Consider the following 24,548-nt stretch of genomic DNA (forward strand, 5'->3'; position numbering starts at 1 on the left):
GGACAAAACCCTAGAGAAGGGCGTCCGGGGTTGCCCGGACAGTCACCTTCTCAGGCGCGTCGCCGACGTCGGCGCGGCGTCTCGGGCGCGGCGCCGTAGGCCGCTATCAGGTCGTTCACCGAGGTTCCCTCGGCATGCGCACCCGCCGGGTCCGGTGCGGGCGCGGGTGCCGGTTCCGCCTGCGGCTTCGGCGGTTCCGGCGGGCGCTGCGGCGGCTCGTGGTGGTGCACCTTCTCCGGGCGGCGCGTCTGCACCGGGCGGGACTGGTGCGCCTGCGCCGCCTGCGGCTTGACGCGCGGGCGGGGCTTCGGGCGGTGCTCCTCACCGGCCAGCCTGCTGATCATCTCGGTGTTCTGGGCGGCGGGCAGTTCCCGGCCCTGCGCCGGCTGGATGAGCTGGCCCTCGATCTTGCTGCTGTTCTCGGTCAACGAGCGGACCCGGGTGGACTCGGCGCGCAGCGCGACCCGCTCGAACAGGACGTCACCGCCGAGCACCTGCTCCAGGCTCGCCCGCAGCCGCTGCAGCTCCGCCTGCAGCGCCTTCAGCTCGCCGTCGGACTCCTCGGCCGCCTTGCGCCGGGCCTCGGCCTCCGCCTCCAGCTCGAACTCGCGGCGGGCCGCGATCTCCCGCTCCAGCTCCAGCTCGTAGATCCGCTGCCGGTCCTCGGCGTGCTTCTCGCCCTGCGCGACCCGATGCCGCAGCCGGGCGACCGCGAACGCGCCGACCAGCGCCGACCACAGGGCGGCGACCAGGCCCAACCGCAGCAGGCGGGCGTCATCGCTGATCACCAGCACGGCGGTCGCGGCGGCGGCGAGGACGAGCGCGCCGACCCACAGGGCGGTCGAACCGCCGGCGCGGGTTTCGGTCTCGGTGGTGCCGCGGTCGGACATGCCACCACGGTACCGGGCGGTTATCAGTTCGAGATCTGAAGGCGAGCAACGCGACTCCACTTTGGTCGCCGTGGCCCACGCCACGTGCCGCCGAACGGCCGAACGGCGGCGTCCCGACGCCCATCGCCCTGCGGCGATTTCGCGCGAGATCAGCGAGATCCGCGCGGCGGAGGTGACGGTTTCGCGCGAAATCGCCAGTCTCCGCGGAGCGGGGTCCGGCGGAGCCTTCGGCGGCGCTGGGACGCTCGGTGATCGCGACGCGACCGGGCGTGTCGGGCTCAGTCCTCCTCGTCGTCGAGGGGTTCTTCCGGCTCGTCGGGGTTGCGCAGGGAGTGCTCCAGCCACAGGCCCGCCGCGATCAGTGCCGCCGCGCTGATCAGACCGACCACCGCGGCGATGATGTCGGTCTGGGCCGCCGCCACGGTGCCGACGATCGGCAGCAGGTAGGCGCCGAGGCCGATCCAGACGCCGGCCATGATCGCGCCCGCCATCGAGGAGGCCTTGGCCAGCGCCACCGCGCGCGCCGCGGTCAGGGCGTTCACCGGTTCGGTGCCCGGCTTGCGCTTGATCCGGGGCCGCATGGTCAGTGCGAGGACCAGGTCCACCAGCGCGATCAGCAGCAGCGTCGCCCCGGCGGGCAGCGGCAGCTGCGGCAGGTCGCCGTAGGCGAGCTGGGTGAGCAGGAAGACCACGACCGCGGCTGCCACCCCGGCGGTGATCAGCTGACCGGGCTTGGTGAAGGACAGGTGCTCTGCTCGTCGCGGTGCCACGGAACCAGGATCGCACCTGAGCCGCCCGCGGGGAGTTCCGGCTGGCGGGCGGCGTGGAAGAGGACTGCGAAAAATCGTCTTGAGTCTCCCCCGACAGGAGGGTCGAAGGTGGACGACGTGAACGACACCGCCCGCTACACGATCGGCGAACTGGCCCGTCGCACCGGACTGAGCGTGAAGACGATCCGGTTCTACTCCGACACCGGCGTGGTGCCGCCCACCGACCGGACCGCGGCCGGCTACCGCCAGTACGACGTGACCGCCGTCAGCCGCCTGGAACTGGTGCGCACGCTGCGCGAACTGGGGGCCGGGCTGGACGAGGTCAAGCGCGTGCTGGCCCGCGAGACGACGCTCGCGCAGCTGGCGGGCGCCCACCTGGGGCTGCTGGAGGAGCAGATGCGCGTGCTGCGGACTCGGCGAGCCGTGCTGCGGGCGGTCGTGAAGCTCGACCGAACGACCGAGGAGGTAAGACTCATGCAGGAACTGGCGAAGATGTCCGACGAGGAGCGCAACCGGCTCATCGACGAGTTCTGGGACGAGGTGAGCTCGGAAGCGGGCCTGAACGTGAGCCAGGAGTTCACCGAGTGGATGCGCTCGGCGAAGCCGAACCTGCCCGACGACCCGAGCACCGAGCAGCTGGAGGCCTGGATCGAGCTGGCCGAACTGGTGCAGGACGAGGACTTCCGGGAGACGGTGCGCGGGCTCTACCGGGAGCAGTCCGCCCGCCGCGACGCGGGCGAGGCGATGGTCGAGCAGGACGAGGCGCCCAAGTGGTGGGCGATCACCGACGAGGCGAGGACCTCCGTCGAGTCGGGCGTGGCGCCGGACAGCGCCGAGGCCCGGGCGCTGGTCGACCGGCTGATCGCGCTGGCCACCGAGCAGTGGAAGAAGCCGGACACGCCGGAGTTCCGCCGCGAGATGGCCGACCACTACGAGGGCCACGACTCGCGGCTGTCCCGCTACTGGGAGCTGCTGGCGGTCATCAACGACTGGCCGCAGCACCCGGTCACCGACGAGGCGACGCGCTGGCTCGCCGCCGCGCTGCGGGCTTCCGCGCAGTGATCTAGGTGCCGAGGACCTGAATCCCGGTCCCCGGCTGCGCATCGCACCAACGGCATGCGCCGCTGCCGGTTCTCAGCGGTTCCCCGTGCGAGGACGGCCCTCGCACGGGGAACCCGCCGCGCAGAACTAGCGTGGAACTGTGTCGGCCGACGTAGCCGAGCGGCTCTGGCAGGTTCCGTCATCTTGCGGAGCACCCGGCGCTCCAGCTGGCGGATGCGTTCTCGGGTGGCGCCGACGTCGCAGGTCTCCACCGGAGTCCGCTGTCGACCGTCGTCGAGGCCGCCGCGCAGCCGGATGACCTGGTGCCGCGCTGAGCGTGTCCAGCACCGCCTCGATCCCCTTGCGCAGCAAGGAGTTTTCCGTCGCATTGGGTCGCCCGGGTGATCAAGGCGGTCGGCGTGGCGCCGTCCGGCTGGTCGATCCCGGGGCTATTCCGACCAAGGCGGCCGCGTCGAGGTGGACCCGGCGGCGGTGCGGAGCCCGGTGGAACCACCCACCGACCACAAGCGACGTCCGAAGTGGACAGTAAGCGGCGAACGACGCCAGCGGGTCCTGCCCCCGAAGGAACCGGCGGAACCGGCGGAGGCGAGCCCGTTCTGAATCAGGTCAGCGACAGGTCCGAGCGGAGGTGCACGTCGGCGATCTCGGCGGGCGGCAGGGCGTCGAGGAGCTCGGAAACCCGGCCGTGGCCGGGAAGCACGGCGTCCGGGTCGATCGCCAGCCAGGGGATCAGCACCGTCGCGCGGCTCGGCGTTCCCGGGTGCGGGAGCAGGAGTTCCGGGTCCTCGCTGCGGACGTCGTCCACGCTGACCACGTCGACGTCCAGCGTGCGCGGCCCCCAGCGCTGCTCGCGAACCCGTTCCGCCTGCTGCTCCAGCTGCTGGCCGCGCCGCAGCCAGCCCCACTCGTCCAGCTCGGGCGATTCCACGACGAGCACCGCGTTGAGGAAGTCCGGTTGATCGGTGACGCCCCACGGCGCGGTCTCGTACACCGGCGAGGCCGCCACCAGCACGTCGGCGAACCCCTCGACGGCGATCCGCAAGTAGCTGAGCCGGTCCCCGAGGTTCGAGCCCAGCGAAAGCACTGCCCTGCTCATCAGCGTCCTCCTCGTGCGGTCCTTGCCGGGGACATCATCGGCGCGTCGGATCCCGACACACCGACACCTACCGCAATTTCAATGGAAATCGCACGTCTGATTTCCATTGAAATTGCGCAGAATCCAACGCGCGGTCGGCGTGTCAGGTGCCCGACACGCCGACGGTGGGGCAACTTCCATTGAAATCGACGACCTGATTTCCATTGAAGTTGCTCACGCCGGGATGACCTGGCCGCGGCCACCGCGGCGGGAGCGGCGGATGGTCACCGCCACGTCGGCGAAGGTCAGCGGGATCGGCGCGCTCGGCTTGTGGATGGTGACCTCGGTGGCGTACACCCGCTCGTCGGTCATCACGTCATCGGCGATCTCGCCGGCCACCGCCTCGATCAGGTCCTTCGGCGGCCCGGCCACGATCGCCGCCGCGCGCTCGGCCAGCTCCCCGTAGTGCACCGTCTTGGCCAGGTCGTCGCTGGAGGCGGCCTCACCGAGGTCGATCCACACCGTGATGTCGACGAAGAAGTCCTGCCCGTCGCGCTTCTCGTGGTCGAAGACGCCGTGGTTGCCGCGAACCTTCAGGCCGGTCAGCGTGATCCGGTCAGCCACCGAACTCCCCTCCGCTGCGCCACGCGGCGGTCACCGCGACGGCGTCCAACGATTGCCGAACGTCGTGCACTCGCACGCCCCACGCGCCGCGGTCGGCGGCCAGCGCCGAGACCACCGCGGTCGCCGTCTCGCGCCCGGCGGGCGGTCGCGGGGCTCCGTCGGCGTCGGCCAGCAGCTTGCCCAGGAAGCGCTTGCGCGAAGCCCCGACCAGCACCGGGAAACCCAGCTCGACGAAGGCGTCCAGCCGCTGCAGGAGCTGCCAGTCGTGCCGCCCGGTCTTCGCGAAGCCCAGGCCCGGATCCAGCACGACGGCCTCCGCCGCCACTCCGGCCCGCAGCGCGGTGTCGACCTGCCGCAGCAGCTCGTCGCGCACCTCGGCGACCACGTCGGAGTAGTCGGCCAGGCTGTTCATGTCCTTGCTGTGACCGCGCCAGTGCATCAGCACCCACGGCAGCCCGGTGTCGGCGGCCACGCGCGCCATGTCCGGATCGGCCAGCCCGCCGGAGACGTCGTTGATCACCGCCGCCCCGGCCTCCGCGGTGGCCGCCGCGACCGCGGCGCGGGTGGTGTCGACGCTGACCGGCACGCCCGCCGCGACCAGCTCGCGGACCACCGGCAGCACCCGGCCGATCTCGGTGTCGGCGTCGACGCGCTCGGAGCCGGGCCGCGTCGACTCGCCGCCGACGTCGATGATGTCGGCGCCCAGCCGGTGCATCTCCACACCGTGCGCGACGGCCGCGTCCCGGTCCAGGTAGCGCCCGCCGTCGGAGAACGAATCCGGCGTCACGTTCAGCACGCCCATCACCGCGCACCGCGCCGGCTGCGGCAACCGCGGATGCATCAGCGTCCCCTGATCAGGGACAACGCCTCGGAGCGCGAGGACGCCGAGCTGCGGAACTGGCCGCGCACCGCCGACGTCGTGGTGGTGGAACCGGCCTTGCGCACGCCGCGCATGCCCATGCACAGGTGCTCGGCGTCGATCACCACGATCACGCCGCGCGGCTCCAGCCTGCGCACCAGCGCATCGGCGACCTGCGAGGTCAACCGCTCCTGCACCTGCGGCCGCTTGGCGTAGAGGTCGACCAGCCGGGCCAGCTTCGACAGCCCGGTCACCCGCCCCTTCTCGTTCGGGATGTACCCCACGTGCGCGTACCCGTGGAAGGGCAGCAGGTGGTGCTCGCACTGCGAGTACACCGGGATGTCGCGGACCAGGACGAGTTCTTCGTGGGCCTCGTCGAAGGTCTTGTCCAGGACCTCGTCCGGGTTGGTGTAGAGCCCGGCGAAGAGCTCCTGGTAGGCGCGGGCCACGCGGGCGGGCGTGTCGCGCAGGCCCTCCCGCTCCGGGTCCTCACCGGCGGCGAGCAGCAGCTCGCGCACCGCGGCCTCGGCGCGCGCGTGATCGAACTGGGGCGCATGAAAAGAGCCGTCGGGACGGGAGTCGCCTCCCGCCCCGATCGGCTCGTCGACCGAACTGGTCAATTCTTCGTTCCTCCACTGACCGGATCGCCGTGCGGCGATCCGGTGTCAGCGGCTCTGGTTGCCGCTGCCGTTCTCCTGAGCCGGGTCCGAGCCCTCCTGGCGCGGAGCCTGCTCGGCCTGCTGCTCGCCGGACTCCGGCGTCGCCGGGTGCTCGGCCTGCTGCGGCCCGCGCTCCCAGGACGGCGTCCAGTTGTACTGCTGCTGGCCACCGGAGTAGTTGGACGAGCCCGACGGCGTGGTCGCCGGGGTCCACCCGGGCGGCGCGCCGTAGTTCGGCGGCACCGCCTGCGGCGGCTGGCCGTACTGGCCGGGCTGCGGCTGCTGGATCTGCACGGTGCCCTGGTTGGCACCGGCACCGGCAGGCGTCGGCTCCTGCTGGCCGTAGTTCGGCTGGGCGCCGTTCTGGTTCGCCGGTGCGGCGGGAGCCGGGGTCGGCTCCTCCTTGACCGGCGGCCACGGCTCGCCGCGCTCCTTGGCCAGCTCGCCGGGGGTCTTGATCGGCGGCTTGTCCGACGGCGTGCGACCACCGAAGTCGTTGAACGCGGTGATCCTGGGCCGCTTCTCCACGCGGGCGAAGATCCGCTCCAGGTCCTTGCGGTTCAGCGTCTCCTTCTCGATGAGCTCCAGCACCAGGTCGTCGAGCACGTCGCGGTAGGTGCTGAGCACCTCCCACGCCTCGGTGTGCGCGGCCTCGATGAGGCGCCGCACCTCCTCGTCGATCTCGTGCGCGACCTCGAGCGAGTAGTTCGGCTGCTGGCCGGCGGTGCGGCCCAGGAACGGGTCGCCCTCCTCCTTGCCGTACTTCACCGCGCCCAGGCGGGCGGTCATGCCGTACTCGGTGACCATCGCGCGGGCGATCTTGGTGGCCTGCTCGATGTCGCTGGAGGCACCGGTGGTGGGCTCGTGGAAGATCAGCTCCTCCGCGGAGCGGCCGCCCAGCGCGAACACCAGCCGGGCGATCATCTCCGAGCGGGTCATCATGTCCTTGTCGTCCTCGGGGACGACGAGGGCGTGCCCGCCGGTGCGACCGCGCGGCAGGATCGTCAGCTTGTAGACCGGCTCCAGGTCGGGCATCGCCCACGCGGCGAGCGCGTGCCCGCCCTCGTGGTAAGCGGTGATCTTCTTGTCCCGCTCGGAGACGATCTTGCTCTTGCGGCGCGGTCCGCCGACCACCCGGTCGACCGCTTCCTCCATGGCCGCGGCGGTGATCAGCTGGCCGTTCTCCCGCGCGGTGAGCAGCGCGGCCTCGTTGACCACGTTCTCCAGGTCGGCGCCGGAGAAGCCGACGGTGCGCTTGGCCAGGCTCTCCATGTCGACGTCCTGGGCCAGCGGCTTGCCCTTGGAGTGCACGCCCAGGATCGCGCGGCGGCCGCGCAGGTCGGGCGCGGACACCGGGATCTGCCGGTCGAAGCGGCCCGGGCGCAGCAGCGCCGGGTCCAGGATGTCCGGGCGGTTGGTGGCGGCGATCAGGATGATGCCGCCGCGCGAGTCGAAGCCGTCCATCTCGACCAGCAGCTGGTTGAGGGTCTGCTCCCGCTCGTCGTGCCCGCCGCCGAGGCCGGCGCCGCGCTGGCGGCCGACCGCGTCGATCTCGTCGACGAAGATGATGCAGGGCGCGTTCTGCTTGGCCTGCTCGAACAGGTCGCGAACGCGGGAGGCACCGACACCGACGAACATCTCGACGAAGTCGGACCCGGAGATGGAGTAGAACGGCACTCCGGCCTCACCGGCGACCGCGCGCGCGAGCAGCGTCTTACCGGTGCCGGGCGGGCCGTAGAGCAGCACGCCCTTCGGGATCTTCGCGCCCAGCGCCTGGTAGCGGCCGGGGTTCTGCAGGAAGTCCTTGATCTCGTGCAGTTCCTCGACGGCCTCATCGGCGCCGGCGACGTCGGTGAACAGCGTCTTGGGCATGTCCTTGGTGAGCTGCTTGGCCTTGGACTTGCCGAAGTTCAGGACGCGGTTCCCGCCGCCCTGGACGTTGTTCATCATCCACATCAGCAGCAGCACGAGCAGGCCGATGGGCACCAGGTAGAACAGCATCTGCACCCAGAACGAGTCCTGGGAGACCTTGGTGTTCCACACCGGCACGTGCGCGTTGCGGATCTCGTCGACCACCTTGTCGGTGGCCCCCGCGGGGTACTGCGCGATCAGCTGGTTGCTGCCATCGAAGTTCTGGCCGTCATTAAGGGTCAGCCGGACCCGCTGCTCCTTGTCCTCGATGGTCGCTTCCTTGACCTTGCCCTGAGCGATCTGCTCGAGCGCCTGCGACGTGGAGACTTCGCGGTAGGCGCGCGTCTCGTCGAAGAGCACGTTGAAGGACAAGATCAACAGAAAAGCGATGAGGATCCACAGCAGCGGATTGCGGAGCAGGCGCTTTCGGTCCATTCACTTGCGGCCGGCGGGCGGCCTCGACCCTCCCTGACTGTCACTTCGGGCGACGGCTGCTCGGCAGACACACTTCATCGTCGCCGTCAACCCCTTCAGACCAGCGTACCGGCCGATGCGCGGGCCCGACCACGCCGAACCCGACACAGGTTGAACAGCGTATCCGGTCGACCCGCCCGCGCGGGGCAGGAGGGTCGAACCGGGCACGCCCGAGAGCCCGTCGGCGAATACCGTCCGCGCTCGCGCAAGCGGCGGCGGCCGCTCGGAGCGGCTACGCGAAGTAACCACCGCGGGCTCCGAGAGGCTTCCTGGCGAGGACCGCTGCTCCGCTGTGCATTCGGTCATACATCAGGAGGGCCTCCCGCAGGTTCCGCCAAGCGACAACTCGCGCACCAACAGGCTCTGAGAACGCTCAGATGCCGGAGGTGTAGACCTTCGGGTCCAGCGTGCCGATGTAAGGCAGGTCACGGTAGCGCTCCGCGTAGTCCAGGCCGTAGCCGACCACGAACTCGTTCGGGATGTCGAAGCCGACGTAGCGCACCGGCACGTCGACCTGCACCGCGTCCGGCTTGCGCAGCAGCGTGCACACCTCCAGCGAGGCGGGGTTGCGCGAGCTGAGGTTCTTCAGCAGCCAGGACAGCGTCAGCCCGGAGTCGATGATGTCCTCGACGATCAGCACGTGCCTGCCCGCGATGTCGCGGTCCAGGTCCTTCAGGATCCGCACCACCCCGGACGAGGAGGTCGACGAGCCGTACGAGCTGACCGCCATGAACTCCAGCTGGGCGGGCTGCGGCAGCGCCCGCGCGAAGTCGGTCATGAACATCACCGCGCCCTTGAGCACGCCCACCAGCAGCAGATCCCCACCGGCCTGCTGGTAGTCCTCGTCGACCTGCTTGGCCAACTCGGTGACCTTGTCCTTGATCTGCTGCTCGCTGATGAGCACAGAAGCAATGTCGCCGTCGTACACGGCCCGGCTTCCCCTCGTCGTCGGATCTCCGGTGCTGCCCGCCCCGGTGTCGGACAAGCGCGTCGCCCCGTCAGCCATTCGGCGGCTTGCGACCCGCCCCTCCGACTTGAAGCGTGCCATGCGCGCGGGAAAGCACAAAGTCACCCGGCAACCTCGGCCCGCCCTGCCCGCGCCAGTCCGACACCAGCGCGTCGGCGGCCCGCAGGTGCGCATCGGTCACCTCCGGCACGCCCCGGTCGAGCAGCCACGCCTTCAGCACCCGACGCCGCAGCGCGGCCGGAATCTCCTTCAGCGCCAAGGCATCCAGCCCATCACCTGCGGCGACCCGGCGGCGCTCGGCGGCGGCCAGCGCGTCCAGCGCGTCGGCGTCCTCCCGCAGCTGCTGCGCGGTCCGGGCCAACGCTTCGTGAACGCCACCTTGCAGGACGTCTTCCATCAGGGGAAGAACTTCTGTGCGCAACCGCACACGGGTGAACCGGGCATCGGCGTTGTGCGGATCGCGCCAGGGTTCGAGCCCGAGCTCCCGGCAGGCCGCCTCGGTGGTCTCCCGCCGCACGCCCAGGAACGGCCGCGCCCACGGCGGATCCACCGGCCGCATCCCCGAGATCGACCGGGCACCCGAACCGCGCCCCAACCCGAGCAGCACGGTTTCGGCCTGGTCGTCGAGGGTGTGCCCGAGCAGGACGAGCGAGCCGGGCGGCCGCTTCTCGCGCAGCACCCGGTACCGCGCGCGGCGCGCGGCGGCCTCGGGCCCGCCGACGCCCCCGACCTGCACCCGCACCACCTCGGCAACGGCGCCGAGCCCGGTGAGCTGCTGAGCCGCGCGAGCGGCGACGTCGGCGGAGCCCGCCTGGAGGCCGTGATCCACCACGACAGCGCGGAGCGCGACGCCCGCGTGCCGGGCGGCGTGCGAGGCGGCAGCGGCGAGCGCCAGCGAGTCGGCGCCGCCGGAGCACGCGACGACCAGCGGAGCGCCCCGGAACGGCGCGGCCTCGGCGGAGCCGAGCAGGCGCCGGACGGCGCCGCGGACGGCGCTGACGGCGGGAGGCGGCGGCACGCCGCCATTCTCCCGCCCACCGGAGGGAACGACGCCCGCGCCCTTCGACCGGCCTCAGCCGTGGATGCGGCGGATCCAGGTGTCGGGCGCGGAGATCTCGGAGCGGGTGGGCAGGTGCTCCGGTGAGGTCCAGACGGCGTTGAAGCCGGTCATGCCCACCTCGTCGACGACGTGGCGGGTGAAGGCCGCGCCCTGGGCGTACTGGCGGATCTTCGCGTCCACGCCGAGGAGGCTGCGCAGGATGCGGTCGAGCAGGCCGCCGCCCTTGCGGCGTTCGGTGAAGCGGCTGCGGATCGTCGCCACGCTCGGCACCACTCGCGGGCCCACCGCGTCCATCACGTGGTCCGCGTGGCCCTCCAGGAGCGTGGAGATCGCGATGATGCGGTCCAGGGCGAGGCGCTGCTGGGGCGTCTGCAGCAGTTCGATCACGCCGAGCATGCCGGGGCTGGAGTCGCCGGAACGGGCCGCGCGGGCTTCGCGCAGCACCGTCGGCAGCCTGCTCAGCAGCTCACCGGTGGTGCCCTCCATCTCCGCGAGCAGGACGCCGAGGCTCTCGGAGAAGTGCTCGCGCAGCCACGGCACCGCGTTGAACTGCAGCCGGTGCGTGGATTCGTGCAGGCACACCCACATCGAGAAGTCGTCGGCGGGCACGCCGAGGGAGCGCTGGGCCGCGACGATGTTCGGCGCGACCAGCAGCAGCCGGCCGCGCTGCCCGGCCGCGCCGGACTCGCCGTACGGGTCGAACTGCCCCAGCACCTTGCCGCCGAGGTAGGCGAGCACGAGCCCGGCCTGCACCCCGGCGCTGCGGGAGCTCAGCCCGGCGAAGAGGTCGTCGACGCGCTGCATCCGGGCATCGGCCGAGGACAGCGCAGCATCGGTCAGGGCGGCCAGGCCGTGCGCCGCGCCGTGCACCCAGGCCGGCCGGTCCACGACGTCACCCGCGATGATCGGCAGCTCCTGGCCGAGCCCGGTCACGTCGCGCACGTGGCTCTCGGCCTCGACGCTGAACCGGCGCAGCGAGCGGACCGCCTGCTCAGCCTCCGCTCGCGGCACCTCGGGACCCGGCTTCATCAGCCGGACCGCGGTGGCGACGGCGACGTTCCAGTCCAGCGGCCGGTGCTCCCCCGCCGCGCCCGGCGTCGGCAGGGTGGAAGGTCGGGCGTTCACACGACCGACCGTACCCGCTGCTCGGTGCCCTGTCGCCGGGCTCGGCCGCGACGTTCAGCGGCAGCCGCAGCTGTGCAGCGCTCCGGTGACGGCGTCCAGCGCCTTGCGCCCCTCGTCCGGCGTGCCCGGGCCGTTGGACATCAGCGCGAACACCAGCAGCCTGCCGTCCTTCGTCACGACCGTGCCCGCCAGGCTGTTGACGCCGGTCAAGGTGCCGGTCTTCGCCCGCACCCAGCCGCGGCCGTCGCTGCTGCCGTAGCGGCCCTCCAGGCTGCCGCTGCCGCCCGCCACCGGCAGCCCGGTCAGCAGGCCCCGCAGCTTCGCGGCCTGCGGCGGCAGCCCGCCCTCCGGGCTGGCCTCCGTGGTCGCCGTGGTCAGCAGCTCCGCGAGCAGCTTGGGCGTGGCGCGGTCGTCGACCGACAGCCCGCTGCCGTCGGCCATCTCGGTGCCGGAGACGTCGAAGCCGTGGTCCGCCAGCACCTTGCGCACGGCCTGCCACGAGCCCTCGAACGACGGGTAGTGACCGGTCGCGATGGCCACCTCGTGCGCGAGCACCTCGGCGAGCATGTTGTCCGAGTGCAGCATCGCGATGTCGACCATCTCCTGCACCGTCGGCGACTGCACCTGGCCGAGGACCTCCCCGTTGCCCGGCGCCGTGACCTCCCCGGCCACCGTCGCGCCGAAGGCGTCGGCGAGCCGCTGCGCGGCCTGCCTCGCCGGCTGCTCGCTGCGCGGGCTGTACTCCTGGGTCGGGTCGTCGCGGCCGCCGTTGAGCATCACCGGCTCCATCGGCGCCATCATCCCGGCGCGCACGTCGCCCGGCAGCCAGCCCTTCGCCAGGTCCGGCTCCTTGTAGCGGCTGGTGTCCACCTGCACCGAGGTCACGTTCCCGCCGGTCGCGTCCCGCACCTGCTGGATCAGGTCGTCGAACCGGGCGGCTCCCGGGTACACCGACTCCTGGCCGGGCGGCAGCGTGGACAGCGTCACGTCGCCGCCGCCGACCAGCACCACGCTGCCCGGCTGGCTGCCGCGCACCACCTTGGTGGTCAACCGCTGGTCGTGGTCGAGGACGAGCAGCGCCGCGCTCATCGCGAGCAGCTTGCCGGTCGAGGCCGGGACCAGCGCCTGGTCCGGGGTCTGCGACCACAGCACCTGCCCGGTGCGGGCGTCCCGCACGGTCCCGGCGAGGGTGCCCAGCGCCGGGTTGCTCAGCGGACCGGCCAGCACCGCCGCGACGCCGGACGGCGTGGGTTGCGGTGTGTCCCGGGCCAGCGGCTTGATCGACGGGTCGAGCCGGACGGGCGGCGGCGGATCCTCGATCTGCGCCTGCAGCAGCAGCTGCGGCCCGAAGCCGATGCCCGCGGCGAGCAGCACGACGACCACCGCGGCGACGGCGATGAGCCCCTTGCGGCTCCGCTTCGCCGGAGCGGCGGGCTGCGCCTGCCCGACGTGCTGCGGCTGCGCCCGCAGCCCGGCGACGGGGGCCGCGTTCGGCGGGTCGATGCGCTCGGGCCGCGCCCGCAGTCCGGCGAAGTCCTCGGGCGAGGCGACCGGCGGCGGGGTCGGTGCCTGCGGCTTGACGTGCGGCGCGGTGAGCCCGGCGAAGTCGTCGGGCGACGCGGTCGGCGCGCTCAACCCGGGGAAGTCGCCCGGCGACGCGGTCGGCGCGTCCAGCCCGGCGGAGTCCCCCGACGACGCGGCCGGGGCGGTCAGGCCGGCGAAGTCGGCCGGTGACGCCGGGCGCGGAGCGTTGAAGTCCGGGCGGGCGAACTGCTGGGTCCGCTCTGCGGGCTCGACCGGCGGCACCACCGGGATCCGCTGCGTCGCCGGGCCCGGGTCGGCGGATTTCCGCAGCTCGGCGAGGTCGGAGAGTTCGAGCCGGGTGGTGCGCTCCACCTCCGTCTCGGCGGGCACCTTGGCGATCAGCTGGGTGCTCTCGGACGCCCGCTCCTCGGGAGCGGCGGGCACCCGCGGCATCTGCTGCGTGCTGTCGACCCGGCCGATCGCCTGCGTCTGCTCGACAGCCGGCGGCGCCGCGTCGGTGATCGGCTTGAACTGCTGGGTCTGCTCGACAGCGGTCGGCGGCGGAACGACCGGCCCGGTGGGGCCGTCCTCCGCGTCGTCGTCCGGAGCGGACTCGTCGGCGACGTCCTCCGCTGGAGCTTCTTCGGCCGAAGGCCAGGACACCGACTCCTCATCGGCACCGTCCGACGGCGCCTGCTCACCGTCCTGGTCGGCAGGCTTCTCATCAGCGGAAACAACGCTCACCGAGACGGTCTCGGCCGCGTCGTCCGACTGCTCGCTCGCGTCTTCCGACGGAGTCTTCTCGTCGGTTGCCTCCGCAGGCTGCTCGGTGGCGGGCTGTTCGTCGGCGACGGCAGGCTGCTCGGCGGTGGGCTCGGCAGCCTGCTCACCAGCGGAATCACCGTTCGCCGAAGCTTCGGCGACGCTCTCCTCGACGTCGTCCGACCGATCTTCGGCAGCCTCCGGCTCATCGGCGGTGGACTGCTCGGCGGCTTCCGCGTCGCCTGCCGACTCGTCGGCGGGCTCGCTGCTCGTCGAGTCGGCCTCGGCGGTGTCCTCGTCAGCGGCCGACCGCTCTGCATCGCCCTCCGGCGAAGCCCCTCCAGCCGCCCCTGTGTCGACGTCGGCATTTTCACCAGCGGAAACATCACTCGCCGAAGCGGTCTCCGAAGAGCTCTCGTCGGCGGCCTCCGGCTCATCGGAGCTCTCGGCGGGCTGTTCCTCTTCGGCAACGGCATCGGATGCCGTTTCACCACCGGGTTCCGAACCGTCGGCGGCCTCCGGCTCATCGGAGCTCTCGGCGGGCTGTTCCTCTTCGGCAACGGCATCGGATGCCGTTTCACCACCGGGTTCCGAACCGTCGGCGGAGTCCGCGTCGCCCTGAGCCGGTTCGGCGGCGGGTTCCGGTTCCGCACCGTCGACATCGACGGTTCCGGTGACGCGCCCGTTCACCGTGCTGCTCTCAGCACCAGCAGTGCTGTCGTCGGGGTCAGCAGCGGATTCCGAGGGCTCGTCCTCGCTCGGCTCGGCAGCCGCCTCGTCGTCCTGTGCAGCGGATTCGGGCTGGCTCGGTTCCTCGGTGGCGGCGTCCTGATCAGCGGATTCCGAATCGTCCGGGCTCCCCTGCCGCGAGGAGTCGCTCCCCGATTCCTCGGAAGCACCTCGATCGGCGCTGTCCGCCGCTTCGACGGCGTCGTCATCGGTCGGCTCGGCGGAGGCTTCGTCGTCAGCAGGCTCCGCAGCTGCGTCCTCGGCGGCTTCCGGCTCGTCAGAGAGGTTTCCCGCGACGCGCTTCGAGGCGCTGGCGTCCTGGCCCTCGCCGGTCTTCAGCCGAGCGGTCTCGCGCTCGCCTTCGACGGTCTGCAACCGCGCTGTCTCGCGCTCGCCTTCGACGGTCTTCAGCCGTGCCGTCTCGCGCTCGTCCTCGACGGTCTGCAACCGCGCCGTCTCCGCTTCCGGCTCGACCAGCGCACCCGACACGCGCTTCGACACCGCGGCTGTGCGCTTCGTCTCAGCACCGTCCGGCTGCTCGGCGGTTTCCGCGGTGCGCTCGGGCTCTGGTGGGGTGGTGTCCGACGCCTCCGGGGCGGGGGCTTCCGCAGGTCGGTTCGGCGACGACGCAGCGGTTGGGCTTGGGCTCTCGTTGTCCGACGACGACGCCCGAGCGCCGGTTTCGGCCACCTCACCCCGGTTGTTCTGGGGTTCGGGCACGTGCTCCTCCTCGACGGATCGCCAGCCTGCCAGATTGCGAGCTCCCGCACTGCGGTGGGGCTCGGTGCGCTGCCGTGGTCCACACTAGACGTGGCCGCGCACCGGAGCGGGCGGCTGCATCCGACGCAAGACGAGTGAGGAACCGCGTGGACTTCGACGTCACGATCGAGATCCCCAAGGGGAACCGGAACAAGTACGAGGTGGACCACGAGACGGGGCGGATCCGCCTCGACCGCACGCTGTTCACCGCCACCCAGTACCCGGCCGACTACGGATTCATCGAGGACACCCTCGGCGAGGACGGCGACCCGTTGGACGCGCTGGTGCTGGTGCAGGAGCCGACCTTCCCGGGCTGCCTGATCAAGTCGCGCGCCATCGGCATGTTCCGGATGCGGGACGAGAAGGGCGGCGACGACAAGGTCATCTGCGTGCCCTCGGACGACCCGCGCCAGGAGCACCTCCGCGACATCCACCACCTCTCCGAGTTCTACCGGCTGGAGATCCAGCACTTCTTCGAGGTGTACAAGGACCTGGAACCGGGCAAGAGCGTGGAAGGCGCGACCTGGGTCGGCCGCACGGAGGCCGAAGAGGAGATCAAGCGCTCGTACGAGCGGCTCAAGGAGCAGGGTCACTGAAACCCGGCCCGCAAAACGAGCCCTCCCCGCTTCGCGCGAGGGAGGGCTTTGTTTTGCGCGGCGCAGACCCAGTTGTCCACAGCCCTGGGGATAACTCGCCCAACCTGTGGACAACTCTGTGGAGTCCGCGTCAGCGAGGCCGCGGCACATGTCCCAGCGGCGTGCCGTCGACCCGGCGCAGCACCACCACCGGAACCGTCGAAGCGTGCTTCCCGCTGCCCGGCGTGAACCGCTCGCGCTCCGGGCGCCGCTGGTAGAACCAGGCCAGCTCGGTCCGCGCCCGGGTCACCGCCCGGCGCCGGAGCAGGTACCTGCGGGCTCCGGGCACAGCCAGCGCCAGCCCCACCGCGACCACTGCAATCGACCACAACATCGCGTCCCCTCCCGTCGCGGAGGGGAAATGCGCGAGCAGCCGCGTCATGATGCAGCCCGGCGGCTCTCCACCCGTTCGGCCCAGCGCCGGTTCACGCGTTCAGCCCAGCCGAGCACCGGAACACCGGGACATTCCGGGCAAAGTTCCCGCTTCGTCCACAGTTGACGGTCGAGAACAGCGATGGCCCCCGCGACATCGCGAGGGCCATCGGGTCTTCGTCCGGGGGCTACCGGCGTCGGCCGGTTCGGTCCGCGCCCGCCGATCGGGCAGCGCGGACTTCGGGGCCGCCCTGGGCACTACGGCGTTCCGGCGCGGGCGGAGGCGCCCGGTCCGCCGCGGTGGATCAGCTGCCGAGCTGGTTGACGCCGCCGAGCGGGCCGTGGGCGAGCAGGTCGTTGACCTTCTCCCCGGTGCCTCCCGGCAGGACGTCCGGGGTGGCGCGGCCGACCGGCAGGGTCTGCGGCAGACCGCCGGTCAGGTCGCTGACGACGCCGGTGGTGCCTTCGGCGACGCCCAGCAGGTCGCCGGTGCGGCCCAGCGGGGTCGTGCCGACCACGCCGTTGACCGTCTCGCCGACCACGTTCACGTCCTGCGCGGGCAGCGGTGCGGGCTTGGTCTGCGGGGTGCTGGGCTGCAGCTGCTCCAGCGCCGGGGCGACGCCGGGCGGCAGCAGCTGCTCCGCGCCGCTGCGGCCCGCGGGCAGCGTCTGCCCGGCCGGGACGACATCGCCGACCGGCAGGCTGCCGAGGGTCTTGCCCGCGAGGTTGCCGACCACGTCGCCCTGCGTCAGCCCGGCGAGCGCGCCACCGGCGAGACCGCCGACCTGGTCGCCGCTGCGGCCGGAGAGCTGCTTGCCCAGCGGAACCACGTCGCCGACGGTCTGCTGCGCGGAGTGCAGCGTGCCCGCGGCGTGGAACGCGGTCTGCGCGAGGTTGTTGTCCGTGGGCAGTTCGGCGGGCAGCTGCGGGGTTTCGGCGTTCGCGGCGCCGGCGAAGCCAACGGCACCGGCACCGCTGACCAGTACTGCGGCCGCGGCCGTAAGGGTGCGCTTCATCGCAATGCTCCTCTCTGCACAGGCCGACTTCCTGTGTCCGCGGCGGAGATTACGGAAGGATCAACCTCCACTATTCAGCGATCACGCAAGTGGGAAATGTAAACGCCGAGTGACCGAATCGCCGTTCATGCGCCCCACTTTCGAGCGACATGACGCCTATCGCGACTACTGGCCGGGCGCGTCGACCGCTGCCGACGGCAACCGCCGCACCTGCTCGGCCCGCAGCGCGTCCACGGCATCGGCGAACTCCGCGTACGCCTCGCGCTCGCGGTCGAACCTGCGGTACCGGCCGACCCGCAGCTCCACCGCTTCGTACTCCCGCTCCAGGGAATCCGCGGTCTGCTGCAACGCCTGCGCGCGATCCCGGTACTTGGCGTACCCGGCGAAGGCCGCGGCCACCGCGACCAGCAGGCTCAGCACCGCCGCCACCCAGCGAACGTCCACAACGGACACCGCCGTCGCGGTCACCACCGCGGCGACTATCGAGCCGCCGACCACCACCGTCTGCAGGGCGTTGTCCTTCCACCGGTCGCGCCGGGCCTCGCCGCGGTAGCGCTCGACCAGCTCCGGGAGCTGCGCGCGGTAGCGCTTGTGCGCGGCCAGCAGGTCCCCGTCGCCGAGTTCGTCCAGCAGGTGCTCGCGGTAGCCGTGCTCCAGCGCACGCAGTTCTGCTTCCACCGCGCGAACCCTAAAGTGCTGCCGGTAGACGAACTTCGCCGCCACCCCGATCGAGGCGACCGCCAGCGCGAACATCACCGCGGCCGGTACCGCGATGCCCCATAACGCCAGCGCGACCACCCCGAGGACGATCAGCAGCAGGTTGCCGGGCACCGCCCAGAGCAGCAGCAACCGCTGGACCATGCGGTTGCGGTAGAGCTGCTCGGAACGCTCGGCGATCCGGCGGTCCCAGTCCGCGGGCCGGTGCTCTCCGGAGAGCACGCCGCCGCCGACGATGCCGGCTGTGTCCACTCGCTCCATCACTATCCTTCCAGCGCGTTGATGCGATCGAAGTAGCTTCCGGAGCACCACGACAATCGGCCAGGAGGGTGATGGGAGGTTCGGCCTTCCGGACCACGTCCGGCTGCGCCGGGTGATCGCCGCTGGATTCGCAGGTCGATCGCCGCGCGATACTCCGCAGTGATAACAGCGGGTGGCGCGATCACCGGCGGCGCGACCGGCTCCGGGCCTGACACTGTGGCAGCGCCCGCCGCGCGCCTCGCAACCGGGTCCGGCGGATCAGCCGAGCAATTCGGCGTCCCGCTCGGCGTAGAACCGCACCGGATCGACGGGCACGCCCGCGACGTCCAGCTGGAAGTGCAGGTGCGGTCCGGTGGATTCGCCGCGATCTCCCATCGTCGCGATCAGCTCACCGGCCCGCACGGATTGCCCGACCGCCACGAATCCGGTGTCGATGTGGCCGTAGGTGGAAATGACGTCGTGCGGGTGCTCGATCCTGATCCACAAGCCGTATCCGCTCGCCGGGCCGAAATCGATGACGACTCCCGCCGAAGCGGCCCGGATCGGCGTCCCCACCTCGTTGGCCACGTCGACGCCGTGGTGCACCGATCCCCACCGCTCGCCGAAGCCGCTGCTGATCTCGCCCTCGGTCGGCGCCACCCACTCCTCGTCCGGCGCAGGCCGCGGAGCAGCGAAGTAGGCCGCGGGAACGGTGCGCGCGGCGGGCGCGGTGACGGCGGCGGACAGATCGGTGGCGATGCCGCCGATGCTGACCGCGAACAGGACGGTGAGGCCGCCGAGCGCGGTCCTCTCTCGAATTGCCATCGGATTCCACTCCTCCCGCCATCCGCCGCACCGGGCGGTGGCCGGGCTGAATTGGCGCAGGCGCGCCGAATTCGGATCGATCCGGCGCGGGGCGGCCCGGGGAGATTCCAGCCGAGGCGCTCCGGGAACGCATTCCGGAATTGGTCCGATGGCATGAGTCGGGGCGAATTCCACGACTCGTCCGAACGACTCCGAAAGTCCGCCACAAGAAAGCACCGCGAACACCGAGAGTCCACAGTGGTCGCGATTATCGGTGAACCGCACCGGCGAAGAATCCGAAGACCGTTCCACTCCTCACGGACGGTGCCGACCGGGCGCGAGACCCCGGATTCACCCCTCCGCCACACCGAAGGTCACCGGATCGAGCTAATCCGCACCGGCCGCTCCGGCGCACCTCACCAGTTGATCTCGCGATCGACCGGTTCCACTCGAACGAGTGGTGCCACCATGCGCGGCTACCACGCGCGATCACGCTCCCGCTCGGCCTGCCGCAGCCGCCGGGCGGCGACCCGGTCCCCGGCCTCGGCCATCGCGCGGACTTCCGCCACCCGGCCGAACCGGAGCAGCTGCGCGATCCGCTCGGAGCGCGCGCTCGGGATCGAGCTCCGCGGCCGCGAGCTCGGCGAGCCCGGCATCGACCTCACCGCGGCGGAGATGCAGCTGCGCCAGCCACAGCCGCGCGCTCGCGAACTCATCGACCTCCGCGCGCAGCTGATCGACACGGTCGGTGCGGAACAGCAGCTCCATGAGCGTCGCGAACGCGCGGTCGTCGCCGCCCCGCGCCAAGGCCCGCAGGTCGTCGAGCCGATCCCCGTCCACCATGACCTCGGTAGCGGCGCTGGGACACGTTCCCCCTCCCGAAGCGGTACGGCCACGATACGCACGCCACCACCAGCGATCACGCAGCCGAGCCGGGACGTTCCGCCTGCACAACGGCCGTGAGCGTTTTGGGGGGCTATAGCACCACAAAACGCTCACGGCCTCTGACCAGCGACGACGGAGCCGATGACCGTCGTGGGGGCGTCACTCCGCCGGTTCGACGAACTGCACGTCCAGCTGGATCTTGACGACGTCGCCCAGGATCGCCTCGCCCGCGCCGAAGCCGATGCCGAAGTCGCTGCGCCGGATCTGCCCGGTCGCCTCGAACCCGGCGTGCCTGCTGCCGTCGAAGACGTCCTCGACGCCGCCGAACTCCACGGCGAAGCTGATCTGCCGGGTCACCTCGCCGATGGTGAGCTCACCGTCGAGCGTCCACTCCTCGCCGTCGCCGCGGATGCCGGTGGAGCGGAAGGACATGGTGGGGCGCTTCTCGACGTCGAGCATGTCATTGGCGAGGACGTGCGCGTCGCGGTCGGCGTTGCCGGTGTCGATGGAGGCGAGCTCGACGGTCGCGGTGATCGAGCTGTCCGCCAGCGTCTCGCCGACGACGAGTTCGGCGTCGAACGCGGTGAACCGGCCGCGAACCTTGGACACGCCGAGGTGCCGGATCGCGAAGCCGACCGAGGAGTGCAACGAGTCGAGCGCCCAGCGGCCGGCGATGAGCGGGAGTGCGTTGGTTCGAGAGGTCATGCCGCCAACACTGCTGCTCCGGCCCGGCGCCGGGGAGACCGCGCGGAGACTGGTCCTCCCAGGGACACCCTCCGCCGGATAGGAGGCATTAGGTTGGAGTGGTGCGCGAGAACCAGTTCGGCGACTTCCTGCGGGCCCGCCGCGAAGCGGTGCAGCCCGCGGACGTAGGGCTGCCCGCAGGGACGCGGCGGCGCACGCCGGGGTTGCGGCGATCCGAGCTGGCCATGCTGGCCGGGATCAGCGTCGAGTACCTGACCAGGCTCGAGCAGGGCCGCGACCGCCACCCGTCGCCGGAGGTGCTGTCCGCCCTGGTCGGAGCGCTGCAGCTGTCGGTGACCGACCGCGAGCAGCTGTGGGTGATCCTCGGCCACAACAAGCCGACCGCGCTGTGCCCGAGCGTGGCCGAACCGCCGGTCCAGCAGGTGCGGCCGGGTGTGCGAGCGGTCCTCGACCGGCTCGAACCGAGCCCCGCGCTGGTGATCAACCGCATCGGCGACGTGCTCGCCCACACCGCCGGCTACCAGCGGCTCGCGGGCCCGCTCGGCGTCCTGGACGGCGAGCCGCCGAACCTGCCGCGCTACCTGTTCACCGATCCCCGCGCCCGCGACGCGCACCCGGACTGGCCGCTGCTCGCGGACGCGCAGGCCAACCACCTCAAACTCGGCTCCCACGAGCAGGACCCGCACTCGATGCAGCTGGTCGCGGAGCTGTCCGCGGTCGGCAGCGAGTTCACCGACCGGTTCCGCAGATCGCCCACCCCGGCGCTGCGCTCCGGGTCGGAGCGGTGGGTGCACCCGGAGGTCGGCGAGCTGCTGCTGAACTTCGAGATCATGGACCTGGCCGACCTCGACTCCCAGCGCCTGGCCGTCTACGTGCCGGGCGACGACGTGACCTCCCGGGCCCTCGACCGGCTCAACGGCCGCCAGCCCGGAGCGCTGCGCGCCGTCTGAGCGACCATCGCGGAGCCGGGCGCTCAGGCTGAGTCGACGGACACCTCCAGCACGCCGGGAACGGCGGCGAACACCTCCCGGACGCAGTCGGCGAGCTCCTCGCGGGTGTGCGAGTCCGCGCGCTGCAACCACAGCTCCAGCGCGCGGTGGAACGCGGCGATCACCAGGTCCATCGCCAGCCGCGCGCGCAGGTCGACCTCGTCGGACAGGCCGAACCGCGCCCGCAGCACGTCGACCGCCTCGTTGGTGGTCCGCTCGCAGAAGTGCTTGCCGTGCGCGTCGATGGACGGCATCCCGGCGGCGATCCGCCTGCTCAGCAGCAGCCGCTGCGCCCAGTCCTCGCCGGGCATCCCGGACAACGCGCTGAGCAGGGATTCCTGCAGCACCTCGATCAGGGACCGGCTGCCGGGCTCGCGCGCTCCGAGGTCCGCGACGAACGCGGTCCACATGTCCTCGACCGGGGCCAGCGCCACGTCCTCCTTGCCGCCGAAGTAGCGGAAGAACGTGGTCTTCGAGACCTCGACCGCCTCGCACAGCTCGTCGAGCGTGGTGCCGTCGAAGCCCTGCTCGGTGAACTTCGCCAGCGCGGTGTCGATCAACGCCTGCCGGGTGCGCTGCTTCTTGCGCTCGCGGAGCGAGGCGGGTGGTGAGGTGCTCATCACAAACAGTTTACCGCACACCGAACGTTACTCATAAACTTTTGGCACTCAGTAACATTTTCTTTCCGGAGGTTCCCATGCGCGCACTCCTCGTCGACCGCTCCACGCCCAGCGGTCTCCGCCTCGGCGAAGCTCCCGTGCCCGAGCCCGCACCGAACCAAGCGCTGGTCAGGGTGGTCGCGACCTCCCTCAACTTCGGCGAGGTCAAGGTGGGCATCGAGCGCGCGCCCGAGGGGACTGTGCTCGGCTGGGACGCGGCCGGGGTGGTCGAGCGCCCCGCCGCCGACGGCTCCGGCCCGGCCGCAGGCACCCCGGTCGTCACGCTCGCCGCGGACGGCGGCTGGGCCGAGTACCGCGCCGTGGACGCGGATCTGATCGGCATCGTGCCGCCGGGAGCCGACCTCGGCGCCATCAGCACCATTCCGGTGGCGGCGGCCACCGCACTGCGCGCGCTGCACCGCGTCGGCCCGGTCCTCGGCAGGAAGCTGCTGATCACCGGCGCCACCGGCGGAACGGGCCGCTACGCCGTGCAGCTCGCCAAGATGGGCGGCGCGCACATCACCGCGTCGACCGGCAACCCGGCCGCGCACGCGGCGGGCCTGCGCGCGCTCGGTGCCCACGAAGTCGTTTCCGACCCGTCGGAATCCGGCATCGTGGACGGCGTGCTCGACATGGTCGGCGGCCCCCAGCTGGTCGCGGCCCACGACCGGCTCGCGGAGAACGGCACGCTGGTCGCGATCGGGCACTCCGCGGGCCAGGCCGAGCACTTCCCGCACGGCGCCATGTACGGCGACTGGGGCAGGTACAACCGCTCGATCGTCACGTTCTTCTTGCTCAGCCACCGGAATCTCGCCCCCGACCTGACCTGGCTGGCCGAGCGCGTCGCGGCGGGCGAGCTCGACCCGCAGGTCTCGTGGCGCGACACCTGGGAGCGAGCCGAGGAAGCCGTCGACGCCCTGCTCGGCCGGACCCTGCACGGCAAGGCGGTCCTGGAGATCGCCTGATCGTCCCGACTAGGCGAATCGTGCAGTACCGAAACGGTTTTCACGCCATCCGAAACCTCACGTAGGTTGTGGGCATGGCTAGGAAGATCGTGGTGATCGGCGGCGGAATCGTCGGATCGTCGATCGCGGCGCTGCTGCCCGACGACGTCTCGGTGACGGTGCTGGACCGAGGGCCGGTCGGCCGGCTGGCGGGTTCGACCGGCCTGGCACCCGGTTTCGTGGGATTGCTCAACGAGATCCCGGTGCTGACCGAACTGGCGCGCGCGAGCGCCGAGCTCTACGACGACCTGGAGCTGGACGGCACGCGCGGCTTCGAGCGGGTCGGCGGCGTGGAGGTCGCGGGAAGCCCGGAAGCGGCGGAGAAGCTCACGAAGAGAGCGGAACTCGCAGCCGCGGCGGGCCTCCCGCACCGACTGCTGGACGCGGCCGAAACGGTGGCCCTGGCACCGGATCTGATCAACCCCGAGCACTGCCACCGAGGCCTGCACTTCACCGCGGACGGCGCGGCCCGCCCCGACATCCTCACCGCGGCCCTGCGCAAGCGCAGCAACGCCCGGTTCGTCCACGACGCCACCGTCATCGGCATCGAGCTGAGCGGGAACCGCGCCGCCGCGGTCCGCACCGAGACCGACACCTACCCGGCCGACGACGTGGTCCTGGCGGGCGGCATCTGGGGCCCGCAGCTCGCGGCGATGGTCGACGTCCAGCTGCCGCTGACGTCCTTCGCCCACCCGTACGTCTACGGCCCCGAAACCGCTTCGGCTCCGGCAGCACCGTTCGTGCGCTGGCCGGAGCACCAGGTCTACACCCGCCACCACGGCGGCCGCCTCGGCCTGGGCACCTACAACCACGCGATCCAGCCGGTCCCGCAGGACGACCTCGGCGCCAGCGCCGAGAAACCGTGGCCGGGAGAGGTTTTCGACGAGGCGGTGCACCGCGCGATGCGTCTGCTGCCAACGCCATTCAACCCGGCAGAACGCCTCAACGGCATGTTCGCCGTGACCCCGGACAATCTCCCCTTCCTCGGCCCGATCCCGAACATCGAAGGCCTGTGGTCGGCAGTGGCGATCTGGGTGACCTCAGCAGGAGGAGCGGCCCGAGCCCTGGTCGACCAGCTCCTCGACAAGGACCCCCGCTTCCCGGACCTGCACACCCTCGCCCCAACCCGCTTCGAAGGCCAAGACCCCGAAGCCCTCCGAACCCGAGCCCGCCACCTCTACAACGACATCTACGCCAGCCTCTGACCAACCGAGAGCACCCTCCCGCGCCTGGTCAGAGCCCGTGAGTGGTTTGGGGTGCTATAGCCCCCCC

At 71.6% G+C, this 24,548-nt stretch carries 23 protein-coding genes; 5 read left to right on the plus strand and 18 right to left on the minus strand.

Features of this window, described 5'->3' with window-relative positions:
• Positions 1-50: 50 nt before the first annotated feature.
• Together C4T78_RS33935 and C4T78_RS33940 are read right to left on the minus strand one after the other, a co-directional pair.
• Positions 51-890, minus strand: coding sequence for a DUF6779 domain-containing protein (locus tag C4T78_RS33935; protein ID WP_093357710.1), 840 nt, complete (start codon positions 888-890; stop codon positions 51-53).
• A gap of 278 nt (positions 891-1,168) precedes the next feature.
• Positions 1,169-1,660, minus strand: coding sequence for a DUF3180 domain-containing protein (locus C4T78_RS33940; protein ID WP_374703921.1), 492 nt, complete (start codon positions 1,658-1,660; stop codon positions 1,169-1,171).
• 117 nt (positions 1,661-1,777) lie between these two features.
• On the opposite strand from C4T78_RS33940, the gene C4T78_RS33945 reads away from it, so the two are divergent.
• The gene (locus tag C4T78_RS33945) at positions 1,778-2,722 is read left to right on the plus strand and encodes a MerR family transcriptional regulator (protein WP_093357834.1); all 945 of its coding nucleotides are present in this window, start codon (positions 1,778-1,780) and stop codon (positions 2,720-2,722) included.
• Between the two features lie 601 nt (positions 2,723-3,323).
• Here C4T78_RS33945 and folK read toward each other — a convergent pair.
• The 9 genes from folK to dacB form a co-directional block, all read right to left on the minus strand.
• A complete protein-coding gene (gene folK, locus C4T78_RS33950; protein ID WP_093357708.1) occupies positions 3,324-3,818 on the minus strand; it encodes a 2-amino-4-hydroxy-6-hydroxymethyldihydropteridine diphosphokinase in 495 nt (164 codons plus the stop codon).
• A 213-nt stretch (positions 3,819-4,031) separates the two neighbouring features.
• The gene (gene folB / locus C4T78_RS33955) at positions 4,032-4,421 is read right to left on the minus strand and encodes a dihydroneopterin aldolase (protein ID WP_093357707.1); all 390 of its coding nucleotides are present in this window, start codon (positions 4,419-4,421) and stop codon (positions 4,032-4,034) included.
• A complete protein-coding gene (gene folP / locus C4T78_RS33960) occupies positions 4,414-5,262 on the minus strand; it encodes a dihydropteroate synthase (protein ID WP_093357706.1) in 849 nt (282 codons plus the stop codon). The genes folB and folP overlap by 8 nt, the downstream gene beginning before the upstream one ends.
• Complete coding sequence (gene folE, locus C4T78_RS33965; protein ID WP_235863839.1) at positions 5,262-5,876, minus strand: GTP cyclohydrolase I FolE; 615 nt, start codon at positions 5,874-5,876, stop codon at positions 5,262-5,264. The genes folP and folE overlap by 1 nt, the downstream gene beginning before the upstream one ends.
• A 69-nt stretch (positions 5,877-5,945) precedes the next feature.
• The gene (gene ftsH / locus C4T78_RS33970) at positions 5,946-8,285 is read right to left on the minus strand and encodes an ATP-dependent zinc metalloprotease FtsH (protein ID WP_093357703.1); all 2,340 of its coding nucleotides are present in this window, start codon (positions 8,283-8,285) and stop codon (positions 5,946-5,948) included.
• A gap of 412 nt (positions 8,286-8,697) precedes the next feature.
• On the minus strand, positions 8,698-9,252 hold the full coding sequence (gene hpt, locus C4T78_RS33975) for a hypoxanthine phosphoribosyltransferase (protein ID WP_093156448.1): 555 nt from the start codon (positions 9,250-9,252) through the stop codon (positions 8,698-8,700).
• Between the two features lie 70 nt (positions 9,253-9,322).
• Positions 9,323-10,309, minus strand: coding sequence for a tRNA lysidine(34) synthetase TilS (gene tilS / locus C4T78_RS33980; protein WP_093357701.1), 987 nt, complete (start codon positions 10,307-10,309; stop codon positions 9,323-9,325).
• A gap of 54 nt (positions 10,310-10,363) precedes the next feature.
• On the minus strand, positions 10,364-11,476 hold the full coding sequence (locus C4T78_RS33985) for an Rv3626c family coenzyme F420 biosynthesis-associated protein (RefSeq protein WP_093357700.1): 1,113 nt from the start codon (positions 11,474-11,476) through the stop codon (positions 10,364-10,366).
• Between the two features lie 54 nt (positions 11,477-11,530).
• A complete protein-coding gene (gene dacB / locus C4T78_RS33990; RefSeq protein WP_093357698.1) occupies positions 11,531-15,211 on the minus strand; it encodes a D-alanyl-D-alanine carboxypeptidase/D-alanyl-D-alanine endopeptidase in 3,681 nt (1,226 codons plus the stop codon).
• 146 nt (positions 15,212-15,357) lie between these two features.
• On the opposite strand from dacB, the gene C4T78_RS33995 reads away from it, so the two are divergent.
• Complete coding sequence (locus C4T78_RS33995; protein WP_093156441.1) at positions 15,358-15,846, plus strand: inorganic diphosphatase; 489 nt, start codon at positions 15,358-15,360, stop codon at positions 15,844-15,846.
• Between the two features lie 130 nt (positions 15,847-15,976).
• On the opposite strand, the gene C4T78_RS34000 is transcribed toward C4T78_RS33995, so the two are convergent.
• The 6 genes from C4T78_RS34000 to C4T78_RS34025 all read right to left on the minus strand — a co-directional run bounded on the left by C4T78_RS34000 (position 15,977) and on the right by C4T78_RS34025 (position 20,624).
• The gene (locus tag C4T78_RS34000) at positions 15,977-16,219 is read right to left on the minus strand and encodes a hypothetical protein (RefSeq protein WP_143186029.1); all 243 of its coding nucleotides are present in this window, start codon (positions 16,217-16,219) and stop codon (positions 15,977-15,979) included.
• Positions 16,220-16,562: 343 nt separating this feature from the next.
• Positions 16,563-17,273 carry a hypothetical protein gene (locus C4T78_RS36690; RefSeq protein ID WP_177247790.1) on the minus strand — a complete coding sequence of 237 codons (711 nt, stop codon included), beginning with the start codon at positions 17,271-17,273 and terminating at the stop codon, positions 16,563-16,565.
• Positions 17,274-17,438: 165 nt separating this feature from the next.
• A complete protein-coding gene (locus C4T78_RS34010; protein WP_093357694.1) occupies positions 17,439-18,251 on the minus strand; it encodes a DUF4231 domain-containing protein in 813 nt (270 codons plus the stop codon).
• 258 nt (positions 18,252-18,509) lie between these two features.
• Entirely contained in the window at positions 18,510-19,055 is a 546-nt protein-coding gene (locus C4T78_RS34015; protein WP_093357692.1) for a M23 family metallopeptidase, read from the minus strand.
• A gap of 468 nt (positions 19,056-19,523) precedes the next feature.
• On the minus strand, positions 19,524-19,874 hold the full coding sequence (locus tag C4T78_RS34020) for a hypothetical protein (protein WP_143186026.1): 351 nt from the start codon (positions 19,872-19,874) through the stop codon (positions 19,524-19,526).
• 204 nt (positions 19,875-20,078) lie between these two features.
• Positions 20,079-20,624 carry a YceI family protein gene (locus tag C4T78_RS34025; protein ID WP_093357689.1) on the minus strand — a complete coding sequence of 182 codons (546 nt, stop codon included), beginning with the start codon at positions 20,622-20,624 and terminating at the stop codon, positions 20,079-20,081.
• Between the two features lie 101 nt (positions 20,625-20,725).
• Here C4T78_RS34025 and C4T78_RS34030 point away from each other — a divergent pair, with 101 nt between their 5' ends.
• Positions 20,726-21,574, plus strand: a complete 849-nt coding sequence (locus C4T78_RS34030) for a helix-turn-helix domain-containing protein (protein WP_093357833.1) — start codon at positions 20,726-20,728, stop codon at positions 21,572-21,574.
• Positions 21,575-21,597: 23 nt separating this feature from the next.
• Here the strand turns inward: C4T78_RS34030 and C4T78_RS34035 are convergent, their stop codons facing one another.
• Positions 21,598-22,233: a TetR/AcrR family transcriptional regulator gene (locus C4T78_RS34035; RefSeq protein WP_093357688.1), complete on the minus strand. Its 636-nt coding sequence runs from the start codon at positions 22,231-22,233 to the stop codon at positions 21,598-21,600.
• Positions 22,234-22,310: 77 nt separating this feature from the next.
• On the opposite strand from C4T78_RS34035, the gene C4T78_RS34040 reads away from it, so the two are divergent.
• Both C4T78_RS34040 and C4T78_RS34045 read left to right on the plus strand, forming a co-directional pair.
• Positions 22,311-23,237, plus strand: a complete 927-nt coding sequence (locus tag C4T78_RS34040) for a zinc-binding dehydrogenase (protein WP_093357686.1) — start codon at positions 22,311-22,313, stop codon at positions 23,235-23,237.
• Positions 23,238-23,311: 74 nt separating this feature from the next.
• The gene (locus tag C4T78_RS34045; protein WP_093357685.1) at positions 23,312-24,481 is read left to right on the plus strand and encodes an NAD(P)/FAD-dependent oxidoreductase; all 1,170 of its coding nucleotides are present in this window, start codon (positions 23,312-23,314) and stop codon (positions 24,479-24,481) included.
• Positions 24,482-24,548: the final 67 nt, after the last annotated feature.

Origin of the sequence: Saccharopolyspora kobensis (genome assembly GCF_900108315.1) — a bacterium.
GTDB classification, from domain to species: Bacteria; Actinomycetota; Actinomycetes; order Mycobacteriales; family Pseudonocardiaceae; genus Saccharopolyspora; species Saccharopolyspora kobensis.